This is a genomic window from Glycomyces sp. NPDC049804 (assembly GCF_040674615.1).
Taxonomy (GTDB): Bacteria; Actinomycetota; Actinomycetes; order Mycobacteriales; family Micromonosporaceae; genus Glycomyces; species Glycomyces niveus.
This window is the reverse complement of record NZ_JBFAMQ010000007.1, coordinates 99,154-111,605: the sequence shown is the minus strand read 5'-3', so window position 1 is coordinate 111,605 and position 12,452 is coordinate 99,154. Positions and strand designations below refer to the sequence as shown.

Sequence of the window (12,452 nt, the reverse complement as noted above, 5' to 3'; positions counted from 1 at the left end):
CGCGGTTCCCTTCCGCCCCAAGCGAAACGAATTCCAGTCGGTTTTCCGACATTCGGCGTTTCACTGACCCGGATTCGTTGTGTGTACCAATACACTCAACTACATGGAAACCCGTAGTCAAGTTCTGTGGAATCCGCTACTCAGCGATCAGGACCTGGACGCACTCAAGCCGGAGGCGCGCGTCAACTGGTACCCGAAGGGCGCGACCCTGGTCAAGGCCGGCGAGCATTCCGACTATGTGGTCTATCTCCGCTCTGGACACGTGAAGTCCTGTACGAAGGACCCGCGCGCGATCTTCGGCATCCACGGCCCGGGCTCGATGATCGGCGACCTAGCGCCGCTGACGGGCGAGCCGAGGTCCGCCGACCTGGTGGCTCTGACGCAGATCGAGGTACTGCATATTCCCGGCGATGTCTATCTCAAACTGCTCCAGTCGAATCCGGACATCCACCTGGCCGTGACGCGTCGACTCGCGAAGAGGGTCCGGGAAATGGGCGAGGTGCAGGAGGAGTCGTTCCTCAGCAGCGAGCGTCGGCTCGCCCGCGCAATCCTGAGGATCATCGACTCCGGCATCGGCGCACAAAGCAAGAGCGGTCTCGTCATCGCCGGCTTCAGCCAATCGGACCTGGCCGACCTCGCCCGCGTCTCCCGCGAGTCGGTCTCTGGGGTGCTCAAGCAGTTCAAGGCCCTCGGAACCGTGACGACGGGACGGGAACGGTTCACCATCCACGACACCGCCGCGATCGAGGCGCTCGCCATGCGCCGCGACCGCTCCCTCATTTAGCTCCGAAACGGACTGATCCGCCATGCCAGACTTCGACCCCGAGATGATCGAGCTCGTCGCCACGATCGTCGGCTTGTTCGCGACGCTCGCCGCGACAGTGCTAGCGGCGATCCAAGTTCGGTGGATCAAGCGCGACAGGCTGGACGCGCAACGACTGGAAGCCCCTCCCGAGTCCTCGGACCGCCCGAAGCAAACGACAGATGGGAAACCAACGCAGTGAACCGCGTCCGGGGCGAGGTCTACAACGGCTTCAAACTGATCGAACTGCTCCGACAACATGTTCCATCGGACTTCGATCCGGAGGAGTTCGTCATCGCGGGCAGCGGGCGCCTGTGGGCGGGAGGCATCACTCCACGCTTGTCAGACCTCGACCTCCTCGTGCGGCCAGGTAGCGAAACCTGGAGACGCGCCATGGAAATCGCGTTCGAGCACGCGTTGATCTTCGACGCCGCGCCACTGCGGTCGAGCAAGTACACCGGCGACAAGATCGCGCGGCTGTACGGCGGGGTAATGGAAGTCTGCCAGACCTGGCTTCTACCCGGAAGCGACACCGAAGCGTTGCTCGAAAATGCGGACATCATCGACGGGCTGAAATACCTCCCGCTGGCAGAAGTGATGGCCTACAAGCTGTGGCTGAACCGGAGGAAGGACCGGGCCGATCTCAAGGCCATCCGCGAGTACCTCAGCGCCCGCCATTCGATTCCCCATCTTGACGCCGCCTTATGCCATGCTGTCCATCAACTGCGCATCATCGAGGAGGTCGCCGTGGGAATCCCACCGCACTCAGAAACCGAAGCCGCCCTTGACGAGCTCACGAAGCAGATAGATCATGCCCGCGCCAACGTCGCGCATGCCGACACGAAGGCCGCCCTGCTGGCCGCAGGCGCGATTCCGGTGGCGGCATTGTTGTTCGCCGCGCCGTCGTTAACCGAGCGCGTCAGCGTCTTCAGCGTTCTGGGCTGGGCAGCGGCCGCATCGATGCTCATGGGAATCGGCTTCCTCGGGGCGGCCGTGTGGCCCCGGATCTCGGGGCGCACCGGCATTCGAGCGGGCGCCCGGCGCTCGCCTGAAGCGATCATCGAGACCGCGCTGCAGACCTCGACCGACCCGAAACGGCAGCTGCAAGATTCCGCCGAGGAACTCTCGATGCTGGCTACCCTGGCGCTCAGCAAGTTCCGAAAAGTGCGCGCCGCCATGACCTGCTTCGCCATAGCCGGACCGCTCATGGCGATCGCGGCGATCGGGTTCGCTGTTTCCGGCTTAGGGTCAGGCGATGCGTTCCTGGAGCTTCGCCGTGAAGAGGTCCGGGAACTGGAGGTTCCAGATGTGGCCCGCTTCGGGGATGAGGTCGAGGCGGGCGTTGGGGAGTGTTTCGGCGAGTTCCTTTGCGGGGGCGATGTTCTCTTTGTCCTTGGTGCCGCAAAGGATGAGGGTGGGGGTCTTGAGGTCGGCGAGGCGGGGGCGGAGGTCGAGGGCGGCGAGTTCGGCGAGGCCGGTGAGGAAGGCGTGCTTGCCGGCGGTGCGGAGGTCGGCTTTCGCCTGCGGTCGGCGTTCGGGGCGGCCGCCGGCGTACATGCCCGACATGAGGGCGACGATCATGCCGGTCGGCATCAGGCGCATGAGGTTGCGCTGGAGGGCGACGCCGGGAGCGTGGGCGGTGCCGCCGGAGAGGGTGAGGCTCGCGATGCGGACGGGGTCGTCGAGGGCCGCGAGCATGGCGACGGTGGCGCCGACGGAGATGCCGACGAGGTGGACGGGTTCGGATTCGGCGGCGATGAGTTCGGCGACGGCGAAGGCCGCGGGTTCGAGGCCGAAGGGACCGGGTGCCTCGCCGTGGCCGGGAAGGTCGGGGGCGAGGACCTTGTGGCGCTCGGCGAGCGCCGCGATCTGGGGCTGCCAGGCGCGGGAGCTCGAGCCGAGGGCGTGGACGAGGACGATCACGGACATCAGGGGCTCCTCAGTGGGTGCTGCGGGATCCCTGTGACAGTAGTGGACGGGTGCGACATCCAGGCCTCGCGAATCACCGCGCAGTCGCCGGGTTTCAGGGAGAGCGCCGGGGACCAGCCGGTGCCCCTCAGGAGGTTGCGGCCGGTCGCGGGAATTCGACAGGGTCGTTGCCGTGGTTGATGGCGAAGACGTACGTGCGGCCGTCCGGGTGGGAGCGGCGGACTAGTTCGAGGCCGGCCGCCGCGTCGGGGAAGTCGCCCCCGACGCCGAGGTCCGCGAGGAACGGGTCGAGGTCGGCGAGGCGGGACGATTGGCAATCGCATGCAACTTGGCGACCACTGAACAAGATGAAAAGTCTCCGAGCGTTTCCAACCCGCAAGGCAGTGGCGTCGGTCGATACCTTCAAGGGCGCTGGCGGTAGGGCGGGAGGCCCCGCTTGTACGCGTCCCAGAGGCTGCGCATGACGAAGATCTTCTCGTCGAGCTCGTCGTCGGTCGAGAGCACGCGGCCCGAGTACGGCGCCTGCAGCCGCCACGGCTTCTGCTCGGGGTCGAGCAGGTACACCACGGGCACCGTGCGGCTGGCGCGGCGCTCGGCCCTGATGTCGGCGATGTCGGTCCAAGCCGCGAACCGCTCGATGTGCTTCTGGGAGGCAACGGCTTTGAGCGGATGGATGCCGCGCTCGTCGAGCACCACCCCGCGGTTGCGCGCGCCCGCGTACGCGGCCCCCAGCGCGACCGCGATCGCGAAGAGGAACAGCGCCAGCAGCGTGTAGTGGTACCAGCGGCCGATCGCGAGCATGTACGCGGCGGCGGGGACGAGCGCGGCGACGAACGAGAAGGCGGAGAGGAAGAGCGCCCGGCCGAGCACCTGGCGCGTCGTAGGACGGAATGTGATCTTGACGGCCACGTCCACCCCCACCAGGCTCGCACCGCTGCTCTTGAGCTGATCGTGCCACGTTCGACGGGCGCGTCAAGCGACAATCCGACAGAAACCGGACCGGCCACTTTGCGTCCCCCGTGCCCGGGTGTGTCAGGCTGGTGCCATGACGAGCACCGACGCCTCCACCGGTCCCCTCCGCGCCACCCGGCGCACCGCCCGCAGGCTGCGGGTACGCCGCCCGGCGGCGGTCACCGGCGCGGCCTTCGTCGCCTGGCTGACCGTGATCCCGATCTCCGTGGCGCTCATGGTCGAACGCCCGGTCTGGGGCGTCGCCTCCACCGTCCTCGGCCTCGCGCTCCTCCTCGCGCCGGTCGCGGTCTCCATGTGGGCCTGGCGCTCCGGCATCGACGTCACCAGCGAGGGCATCGCGATCCGCGGCATCTTCACCAGCCGCACCATCGCCTGGAAGCACATCGACGGCTTCGCCACCGGCAACGAGGGCGTCGCGGCCATATTGGACGACCAGTCCCAGGTCCGCCTCGACCCCCTCAAGCCCGAGAACCTCCCCCAAGTCCTCGCCATCGGCGGCCAAGAGCTCCGCGAGGACGGGTCGGAGGACTAGTAGCCGTCGACCACGACGTTCTCGAGGGGTTCGCCTGCAGCGAAGCGGTGGATCTGGGGGCCGACTGGAGCGTAGGCGCGGTCGAGGGTGCCGTCCACTGAGGCACCCGCGTGCGGAGTGATGAGGGCGCCTTCGAGGTCCCAGAGCGGATGGTCGGCGGGCAGGGGCTCGGGGTCGACGACGTCGACCGCGCAGCGGAGGCGACCGGAGGCGACCTCGGCGACGAGGGCGTCGGTGTCGACGATCGGGCCGCGCGCGGCGTTGACCAGGAGCGCGCCGTCCTTCATGTGCGACAGGAACTTCGCGTCCACCAGACCGCGGGTGGCGTCGGTGAGCGGGAGGATCAGGATCACCACGTCGAAGCCCGGCAGGAGCTCGCCGATCCGGTCGATCGCGTGGACGCCGGGGCGGGCGCGGCGGGCGACCTTCTCGACCTCCGCGCCGAGCACGGTCAGGACCTCGGCGACCTTCTCGCCGATATCGCCGGCGCCGACAATGAGGGCGCGCTTGCCCACGACCGTGGTGGTCCACTCGACCTTCCACTCGTGGCGGGTCTGCTTGCGGGCGAACACGTCGAAGCCGCGCATCGAGGCGATGACCGCACCGACGGTCCATTCGGCGGTGACGCCGGTGTGCACACCGCGCGCGTCGCACAGGGTCACGCCCGGCGGGACGGCCGGGACCCAGACCTCGGCGCCGGCGCTGAGCAGCTGGATCGCCTTGAGCGAGGTCATCTCCTTGAGCGGGGTCGTGACCTTTGACTGGGCGAGGAACGGCGGCACCCAGAAGTCGAGGGACGCCGGATCGGAGGGGTAGTCGCCGCGCCCGTCGTAGACCTCCACGTCGACGCCGTCGGGCAGCGGGCCGAGCAGAGCGCGGCCCTCCTCGTGCGCGATCCAGACCTTCACGCTCACGTCCTTCCCCTCGGATTCGCTATATCCTATAGGATCTTGGATTTCGGGCGGCAGGGGTTAGTCCCGCGTGATCCGGGGAACCGGCAGGGCGTGGAAAACAGCGCCGCTGCAGCGTCGGCCCGAAGCTATAGTCTTGGGGCCATGCGCAGGTTGCTCTCGGCCGCGGCCGCCACCGCCGCCGCACTCACGCTCGCATCGTGCTCCTTCGGCGAGCCCCCCGAGCCCGAGACCGGCGAGCCGCCGAACCTCCCCACCCCGAGCGGCGAAGCCCAAGAGCAGACCTCGTTCATGGACGTCGTCGCCGAAGGCCTCGAAGTCCCCTGGGGCCTCGACTTCCTCCCCGACGGCACCGCGATCGTCGGCGAGCGCGCCACCGGCCGCATCCTCACCATCGCCGTCGCCGAAGACGGCACCACCGGCGAACCCGAGGAACTGCGCACCGTCGACATCGCCGACACCGGCGAAGGCGGCCTCCTCGGCCTCGCCGTCTCCCCCGACTTCGACACCGACCAGGCGATCTACGCGTACTACACCACCGACACCGACAACCGCATCGCCAGGATCGACACCGCCTCCGACGCCGCCCCCGAACCGATCCTCACCGGCATCCCCGCCGCCCCCGACCACAACGGCGGCGCCCTCGACTTCGGCCCCGACGGCTTCCTCTACGCCGCCACCGGCGACGCCGGCGACGGCAACGCCGCCCAGAACCCGGATTCACTGAGCGGCAAAATCCTCCGCATCACCACCGACGGCGAACCCGCCGAAGGCAACCCCACCGCCGACTCCCCCGTCTACAGCCTCGGCCACCGCAACGTCGAAGGCCTCGCCTGGAACCCCGCCGGCCGGCTCTACGCCACCGAGTTCGGCCAGGACGTCGCCGACGAGATCAACCTCATCGAACCCGGGAGCAACTACGGCTGGCCCTTCTTCGAGGGCACCGACACCGACGACGCCTACGCCGACCCGGCCCTGACCTGGGAGCCCTTCGAGGCCTCCTGCGCCGGCGCGGTCTTCCTCGAGGACACCCTCGTCACCGCCTGCCTGCGCGGCCAGCGCCTCTGGATGGTGCAGTTCGACGAGACCGGCGTGCCCGCGGCCGAGCCGCAAGCGACGGCCGTCAACGAGTTCGGTCGGCTACGATCGGTCGCCATGGGTCCCGACGGGATGCTCTGGGTGACGACCTCCAACCGCGACGGCCGCTGCGACGAGGACCGCGGCTGCACCCCCGACGAGGCCGACGACCGGATCCTCCGGTTCTCCACCAGCTACGCGGCCCAGGGAAGGGTCTGAGCCGCGACGTACCCACCTCCCAAGCCGCACGAGGAAGGCGCTAGATGAACGACCGGCTCGCCGCCGCACTGCACCGCATCCAGGGCGCCGCCCGGACCGCCGGGAGGCACGCGGCATCCCTCTGGCGCAGATCAAGGGCGGGCTGGGCGCGGCTGCGTCGCTCGGAGCGGGCGCGGCGGTTCGCCCTGGTCGCCGCCGTCTTCATCGTCGGCGTCGGCGCGGCCGCGGGCGGCCTCGCGCTCGTGGGCGGCACCAAGGCCGACATCGGGCCGTTCGACACCACGGTCTCGCTGCACCCCGACATCAGCGGCGAGACCAAGGTGACGATCCCGCCGCTCGGCGACGTCATCTTCGACAGCCACGACGGCCCGGTCGGCCTCAACCTCAGCCTCGACTCGGTCGATCCCGAAGAGGCGCAGGACATCATCAACACCCCCGGCGGCGTCACCAGCGCTTCGAAGAGCCTCGCCTCCGACGTCACGGACGCGGTGGTGCGGGTCGTCGTCGAGGCGCTCGCGATCGTCACCCTCTGCGGTCTCCTGGTGGGCGCCCTGGCGTTCCGCACGATGCGGCGCGCGCTGCTCACCGGGCTCACCTCGCTGGCGGTGACGGCGGCCCTGATGGGGTACGCGGCCGCGACGCTGCGCGCCGAGTCGATCTCGCAGCCGCGCTACGAGGGCCTGCTGGCGTACGCGCCCAGCGTGGTGGGCAACGCCGAGGACATCGCGCAGAACTACGAGGAGTACGTCGCGAACCTGCAGAAGTTCGTCACGAACATCTCCGAGTTCTACGCGTTGGCGATGGACATGCCGCAGCTGGGCATCCAGGACGACTCGATCCGGGTCCTCCACGTCTCCGACATCCACCTGAACCCCTCGGCCTGGCACCTCATGGAGTCGGTGGTCGAGCAGTTCGACATCGACGCGGTGGCCGACACCGGGGACTTGAACGACTGGGGCTCGGAGCAGGAGGCCGAGATCTTCTCGCGGGGCGTGGAGCAGATCGACGCGCCGTACGTGTTCGTCAAGGGCAACCACGACTCGGTGACGACGGTGGCCGCGCTCTCGGCGTACGACAACGTGATCGTGCTCGACGGCGAGGTGCGGGAGATCGCGGGCCTGGAGTTCGCCGGGGTCGCCGACCCGCGGTTCACGCCGGACAAGGGCGCGCAGCCGTCGAGCGAGTACGCGCAGCAGATGCTCACCGAGTCGGGCGAGCGGCTGCAGCAGGCGATCGTCGACGCGGGCGGTGCGGATGTGGCGATGGTGCACGAGCCGCCGATGGCGGTACCGCTCACGGGCGCGGTGCCGCTGGTCTTGGCGGGGCACACGCACGAGCGGGCGGTACAGGACCTCGGCGAGGGCACCACGCTCATGGTCGAGGGCTCGACGGGCGCGGCGGGGCTGCGGAACTTCCAGTCCGAGGACCCGATGCGCATGGAGATGGACGTGCTGTACTTCGACCCGGTCACGAAGGCGCTCACCGCGTACGACTCGATCTCGGTCGGCTCGGGGACGGAGACGGACGTGACGCTCGACCGCACGGTGATCCCGGCCGAGGAGCAGGTCGACGGGGGCGAGATCCAGAGCGGGACGCAGCCGACTGCGCCGCAACAGGATTGAGGCCGCCATTGAGCCCGACGCACATTCTGAGGTCTTCTTGAGTTGACCCGGGGTTCAGTCCGAGTCGCGCCGGATTCACTCATCGCGTTCCCGACGAACAGGAGCGCCGATGCGCGAGACAGGCTTGCCGACTGACGCCAGGGACGAGGGCCGGCTGCGCCGCACCGCGAGCGCGCTGCACTCGTTCAACCGGTTCGAGATCAAGTACCTCCTCCCGTACGACGAGGTGCCGCGGCTGCGCGAGGAGCTGGCCGCGCGCATGGAGTCGGACCCGTTCACGACCCGCGGCGGGCACCCGGTGTGCAGCCTCTACTACGACTCGGCCTCGCTGCGGTACTACTGGGAGAAGATCGAGGGCCTGCGGTTCCGCCGCAAGCTGCGGGTGCGCGCCGACGGCGAGCGGCACGAGCTCACCGATGACTCCCCGGTGTACGTCGGCGGCCTACAAAGTTGTACGAGTGCCTGTTCGGCTCCGGTGCCGCCCTCGACGCGGTCGACACCGCGCAGGCTGCGGCAGCGCTGAACGGCGCCGATGTCGGCGGACCGAGTTCCTGGCAGGGGAGCTCGCCGCGGAGTGAGACGAAGGCCCTGGCACAGCATGATGCCAGGGCCTTCGTCACGCGCGTTTCAGCCGGTGAGGGCCGGGCCGAGGATCAGGGCCGCCACCGAGAAGTAGATGAGCAGGCCGGTCGCGTCGCACAGCGTCGAGACCATCGGCGCCGAGACGAGCGCCGGGTCGATGCCGACTTTCTTCGCCAGCAGCGGCAGCAGTGAGCCGACGAACGTCGACCAGGTGCAGATGACCAGGAGCGTCACCGCGATGATGAGCCCGATGTCCCAGCCGTAGACGAACCCGACCACCGGCCCGCCGACGATCGCGAGCATCGACCCGAGCAGGAACCCAACCCGCGACTCGCGCCAGGTGATCCTGAACGCGTCGGAGAACCGCACCTCGCCGACGGCCATGGCGCGGATGATCGTCACGGACGCCTGCGAGCCGGAGTTGCCGCCCGTACCGGTCAGCAGCGAGATGAAGACCGCCAGCACCGTGACGTTCGCCAGGTAGGTCTCGTAGTAGTTGAGCACCGTCACCGTGAGCGAGGCCGAGACGGCGAGCACGAGCAGCCACACCGCGCGCTTGCGCGCCAGCATGAACACGCCCGCCGAGAGGTACGGCCGCTCCAGCGGCTCGGCCGCACCGGCCAGGGTCGCGTCCTCGGTGTCCTCGGCCTCGAGGATCTCCATGGCGTCGTCCCAGGTGATGAGGCCGACAAGGCGCTCTTCGTGGTCCACGACGGAGAGCGCGTTGAGGTTGGCCTCCTGGATGAGGCGGGCCGCCTCCTCCTGGTCGGTGTCGGTGGAGACCTGGTAGTGCTCGTCCGCGATCAGCTCGTGGACGGGCGTGTCGGGGTCGGCGCTCACGAGGTCGGCGAGGGTGACGGTGCCGAGGAGCTTGCGGTGCCCGTCCGTCACGGGCAGCACGTCGAGGTGCCGTGGGCGCTCGCGCAGGTGGCGAATGCGTTCGATCGCGGCGGCCGCGGTCATCGAGGCGCGCAGCGACACGTAGTCGGGGGTCATGATGCGCCCGGCCGACTCGGGCTCGTACCCGAGGAGCTGGGCGGTGGTGCGCCGGTCGGCGGCGCTCAGCTGGGACTGGAAGCGGGTCGCGACCTTGGCGGGCATCTCGTCGAAGAGCTTGGCCCGGTCGTCGGCCTCCATCGAGTCGAGCAGTTCCCGCACGAACTCGGTCTTCAGCCCGTCGATCAGCTCCTGCTGGTGGACGGTGTCGAGCTCTTCGAAGACGGCCAGCGCGCGGTCCTTCGGGAGGAGCCGGAACCGCAGGGCCTGCTCGGCGAGGTCCATGCGGGGCAGTTCTTCGGCGAGTTCGACGGTCGAGGTGTCGGCGAGTTCCAGACGGAGTGCCGCGAGCTCGTCTACCGCCGCGGGCGAAATGGGCTGGATGACCTGAGCCATGTCAGCCACCTCCTAAAACACGAGGAAAGGGCCGTGCCCTTGAACCCGCGTAAGGAAGTGCAGGTCAGCCCGTCCGCTCCAATGTAAGAGGACGCGAGGCACGGTAAAAGGAAAATGGGAAGAACGCGTCGGTATCTCGACTGGATCCGGGGTCGTCACCCATGGCCCTCACCTCCTCGGGTCGCGGCTTTGCCTAGCGCGGTCAAGGGTAGCAATCCTCTGTGAACAACATCGCTCTCTGGGGTGCCCAAAGACTCGCGGCTCACACTGGGACTGAACGGACATTGACATCCACCCGTACGAAACGTGACTCCTGGCTTACAGGCAAGAATGCGCCTGGGTACAGGTGGGTTCCTGGTTCAGCGGGCCGAGCCGGGTTTCACCGGTACCGTTCCGGGTGAATCGAGCCGTCTGAGCGTGCGAGCGTCGTTTGAACCGCGGCGGGCCGACCCTGCTTCCCCGACGGTTGCCCGACAGCGAAGCGAAGAAGTTCCGGTACGCCGAATGGCAGTCGCGCAGCGCCTGCTGCAACGGCACACTCGATACCTCGGCCAGCCAGGCCCTCTCCGGAGTGCGCTTCGCCGCCGTGATCAACCGCTTGTCGAGCTCTGCCGTCGTCGGGAGTGGCTTACCCTCGGCATGCGCGCTGCGACGAGCCGCGACCGCGTCGTTGTATACCGTTCGAACACATCCGAAGACACGCGCCAACGACTTGCGTTGCGACGCGGTCGGATACACACGAAACCGATACCTGAGCAGCACACCTGGATCAACGACCACGCCCCACAAACCGAAACGGACTCGCGGGCATGAGCGTGCTCACAGGCTTGTCGCCCTTGGCATGCCGCAAGGACCGACATGCGCTGAACCAGAGCGCGTCGAGGGCCGGGCGGTGCGCACCGCCCGGCCCTCTCGTCGTCGTTAGCTCAGCTTGTCGATGATGATCTGGCGGACCGTGCCAGCGTCGGCCTGGCCCTTGGTGGCCTTCATGACCGCGCCGATGAGGACGCCGGCGGCGGCGTGGGTGCCACCGCGGATCTTGTCGGCGACGGCCGGGTTGGCGGCGATGGCCTCGTCCACGGCCGCTTCGAGCGCGCCCGTGTCGGAGACGACCTCGAGGCCGCGCTTGGCGGCGACGTCGGCCGGGGAGCCCTCGCCGGCGAGCACGCCGTCGATGACCTGGCGGGCCAGCTTGTCGTTGAGGCGCCCGTCGTCGACCATGCCCTGGAGCTCGGCGACCTGCGCGGGCGTGATGGCCAGCGCGCCGAGCTCCTCGCCGGACTCGTTGGCGCGGCGGGAGAGCTCGCCGAGCCACCACTTGACGGCGCCGGACGGCGTGGCGCCGGCGGCGACGGTAGCCTCGATGAGCTCGACCGCGTCGGCGTTGACGACCGACTGCATCTCCTTGTCGCCCAAGGACCATGCGGCCTGGAGGCGCTCGCGGCGCTGGCGCGGGGGCTCGGGCAGGGAGGCGCGGAGCTCCTCGACCCATTCGCGGGACGGCTCCATGACGGCCAGGTCGGGCTCGGGGAAGTACCGGTAGTCGGTGGCCTCTTCCTTGGAGCGGCCGGGGCTGGTGGTGCCGTCGCCTTCGTGGAAGTGGCGGGTCTCCTGGATGATCTTCTCCCCCGCGTCGAGGAGCGCGGACTGGCGGCGCACCTCGAAGCGGACGGCGCGTTCGACCGAGCGCAGTGAGTTGACGTTCTTGGTCTCGGTGCGGGTGCCCCACTCGTCGCCGGGCTTGTTCAGCGAGAGGTTGACGTCGCAGCGCAGGGAGCCCTGCTCCATGCGGACGTCGGAGACGCCGAGGGAGCGGACGATGTCGCGCAGTTCGGCGACGTAGGCGCGGGCGACCTCGGGGGCGAGGGCACCGGTGCCGGGGACGGGCTTGGTGACGATCTCCACGAGCGGGATCCCGGCCCGGTTGTAGTCCACGAGGGACTCGGTGGCGCCGTGGATGCGGCCGGTGGCGCCGCCGACGTGGAGGGTCTTGCCGGTGTCCTCTTCGAGGTGGACGCGCTCGATCTCGATGCGGTAGTCCTTGCCGTCCACGACCACGTCGACGTAGCCGTTCTCGCAGAGCGGCTCTTCGTACTGGCTGGTCTGGAAGTTCTTCGGCATGTCCGGGTAGAAGTAGTTCTTCCGGGCGAAGCGGGTCCACTCGGCGATGTGGCAGTTGAGGGCCAGGCCGATCTTGATGGTGGCCTCGACGGCGGCCTTGTTGGCGACCGGGAGGGCGCCGGGCAGGGCCAGGCACACCGGGCAGGTCTGCGTGTTGGGCTCGGCGCCGAAGGCGGTGGAGCAGCCGCAGAACATCTTGGTGTTCGTGTCGAGTTCGATGTGGGTCTCGAGGCCGAGGACGGGCTCGTAGGTCTCGACGGCCTTGTCGTAGTCGTTCAGCTTGGTCATCCCGG

12 protein-coding genes and 2 pseudogenes are annotated in these 12,452 nt (G+C 68.7%); 7 read left to right on the top strand and 7 right to left on the bottom strand.

The genetic code is table 11. The features are described 5' to 3' along the window. The first annotated feature begins 103 nt into the window (after window positions 1–103). The 3 genes and pseudogenes from AB0K52_RS13530 to AB0K52_RS13520 all read left to right on the top strand — a co-directional run. Complete coding sequence (locus tag AB0K52_RS13530) at window positions 104–784, top strand: Crp/Fnr family transcriptional regulator (protein ID WP_363530871.1); 681 nt, start codon at window positions 104–106, stop codon at window positions 782–784. A gap of 22 nt (window positions 785–806) precedes the next feature. Continuing rightward, complete coding sequence (locus AB0K52_RS13525; RefSeq protein WP_363530868.1) at window positions 807–1,004, top strand: hypothetical protein; 198 nt, start codon at window positions 807–809, stop codon at window positions 1,002–1,004. Window positions 1,005–1,195: 191 nt separating this feature from the next. Next, a pseudogene (locus tag AB0K52_RS13520) lies at window positions 1,196–1,939 on the top strand (hypothetical protein); the annotation flags it as partial. Window positions 1,940–2,050: 111 nt separating this feature from the next. On the opposite strand, the gene AB0K52_RS13515 reads toward AB0K52_RS13520, so the two are convergent. The 3 genes from AB0K52_RS13515 to AB0K52_RS13505 all read right to left on the bottom strand — a co-directional run bounded on the left by AB0K52_RS13515 (window position 2,051) and on the right by AB0K52_RS13505 (window position 3,640). Next, on the bottom strand, window positions 2,051–2,731 hold the full coding sequence (locus AB0K52_RS13515; RefSeq protein ID WP_363530865.1) for an alpha/beta fold hydrolase: 681 nt from the start codon (window positions 2,729–2,731) through the stop codon (window positions 2,051–2,053). A 127-nt stretch (window positions 2,732–2,858) separates the two neighbouring features. Then, entirely contained in the window at window positions 2,859–3,077 is a 219-nt protein-coding gene (locus tag AB0K52_RS13510) for a Beta-galactosidase C-terminal domain (protein ID WP_363530863.1), read from the bottom strand. 56 nt (window positions 3,078–3,133) lie between these two features. Continuing rightward, window positions 3,134–3,640, bottom strand: coding sequence for a hypothetical protein (locus AB0K52_RS13505; protein WP_363530860.1), 507 nt, complete (start codon window positions 3,638–3,640; stop codon window positions 3,134–3,136). A gap of 136 nt (window positions 3,641–3,776) precedes the next feature. On the opposite strand from AB0K52_RS13505, the gene AB0K52_RS13500 reads away from it, so the two are divergent. After that, window positions 3,777–4,235 carry a PH domain-containing protein gene (locus AB0K52_RS13500; protein WP_363530857.1) on the top strand — a complete coding sequence of 153 codons (459 nt, stop codon included), beginning with the start codon at window positions 3,777–3,779 and terminating at the stop codon, window positions 4,233–4,235. On the opposite strand, the gene AB0K52_RS13495 is transcribed toward AB0K52_RS13500, so the two are convergent. Continuing rightward, a complete protein-coding gene (locus AB0K52_RS13495; protein ID WP_363531445.1) occupies window positions 4,232–5,143 on the bottom strand; it encodes a 2-hydroxyacid dehydrogenase in 912 nt (303 codons plus the stop codon). The genes AB0K52_RS13500 and AB0K52_RS13495 overlap by 4 nt on opposite strands. Window positions 5,144–5,290: 147 nt before the next feature. On the opposite strand from AB0K52_RS13495, the gene AB0K52_RS13490 reads away from it, so the two are divergent. From AB0K52_RS13490 to AB0K52_RS13480, 3 genes and pseudogenes are all read left to right on the top strand, one after another. Next, window positions 5,291–6,442: a PQQ-dependent sugar dehydrogenase gene (locus AB0K52_RS13490; protein ID WP_363530854.1), complete on the top strand. Its 1,152-nt coding sequence runs from the start codon at window positions 5,291–5,293 to the stop codon at window positions 6,440–6,442. A 44-nt stretch (window positions 6,443–6,486) separates the two neighbouring features. Then, on the top strand, window positions 6,487–8,064 hold the full coding sequence (locus AB0K52_RS13485; RefSeq protein ID WP_363530851.1) for a metallophosphoesterase: 1,578 nt from the start codon (window positions 6,487–6,489) through the stop codon (window positions 8,062–8,064). 109 nt (window positions 8,065–8,173) lie between these two features. Beyond that, window positions 8,174–8,500, top strand: a pseudogene (locus AB0K52_RS13480) (VTC domain-containing protein); the annotation flags it as partial. 191 nt (window positions 8,501–8,691) lie between these two features. On the opposite strand, the gene mgtE reads toward AB0K52_RS13480, so the two are convergent. The 3 genes from mgtE to gatB form a co-directional block, all read right to left on the bottom strand. Beyond that, a complete protein-coding gene (mgtE, locus tag AB0K52_RS13475; RefSeq protein WP_363530848.1) occupies window positions 8,692–10,038 on the bottom strand; it encodes a magnesium transporter in 1,347 nt (448 codons plus the stop codon). Between the two features lie 318 nt (window positions 10,039–10,356). Beyond that, entirely contained in the window at window positions 10,357–10,800 is a 444-nt protein-coding gene (locus AB0K52_RS13470; protein ID WP_363530846.1) for a transposase, read from the bottom strand. Between the two features lie 159 nt (window positions 10,801–10,959). After that, the gene (gene gatB / locus AB0K52_RS13465) at window positions 10,960–12,447 is read right to left on the bottom strand and encodes an Asp-tRNA(Asn)/Glu-tRNA(Gln) amidotransferase subunit GatB (protein ID WP_363530843.1); all 1,488 of its coding nucleotides are present in this window, start codon (window positions 12,445–12,447) and stop codon (window positions 10,960–10,962) included. Window positions 12,448–12,452: the final 5 nt, after the last annotated feature.

What these genes read in the sequence shown, in the direction of transcription:
- AB0K52_RS13530 (WP_363530871.1), top strand. Translation starts at nt 104, where the DNA reads ATGGAAACCCGTAGTCAAGTTCTGTGGAATCCGCTACTCAGCGATCAG.
- AB0K52_RS13525 (WP_363530868.1), top strand. Translation starts at nt 807, where the DNA reads ATGCCAGACTTCGACCCCGAGATGATCGAGCTCGTCGCCACGATCGTC.
- AB0K52_RS13515 (WP_363530865.1), bottom strand. Translation starts at nt 2,731, where the DNA reads ATGTCCGTGATCGTCCTCGTCCACGCCCTCGGCTCGAGCTCCCGCGCC.
- AB0K52_RS13500 (WP_363530857.1), top strand. Translation starts at nt 3,777, where the DNA reads ATGACGAGCACCGACGCCTCCACCGGTCCCCTCCGCGCCACCCGGCGC.
- AB0K52_RS13490 (WP_363530854.1), top strand. Translation starts at nt 5,291, where the DNA reads ATGCGCAGGTTGCTCTCGGCCGCGGCCGCCACCGCCGCCGCACTCACG.
- AB0K52_RS13485 (WP_363530851.1), top strand. Translation starts at nt 6,487, where the DNA reads ATGAACGACCGGCTCGCCGCCGCACTGCACCGCATCCAGGGCGCCGCC.
- mgtE (WP_363530848.1), bottom strand. Translation starts at nt 10,038, where the DNA reads ATGGCTCAGGTCATCCAGCCCATTTCGCCCGCGGCGGTAGACGAGCTC.
- gatB (WP_363530843.1), bottom strand. Translation starts at nt 12,447, where the DNA reads ATGACCAAGCTGAACGACTACGACAAGGCCGTCGAGACCTACGAGCCC.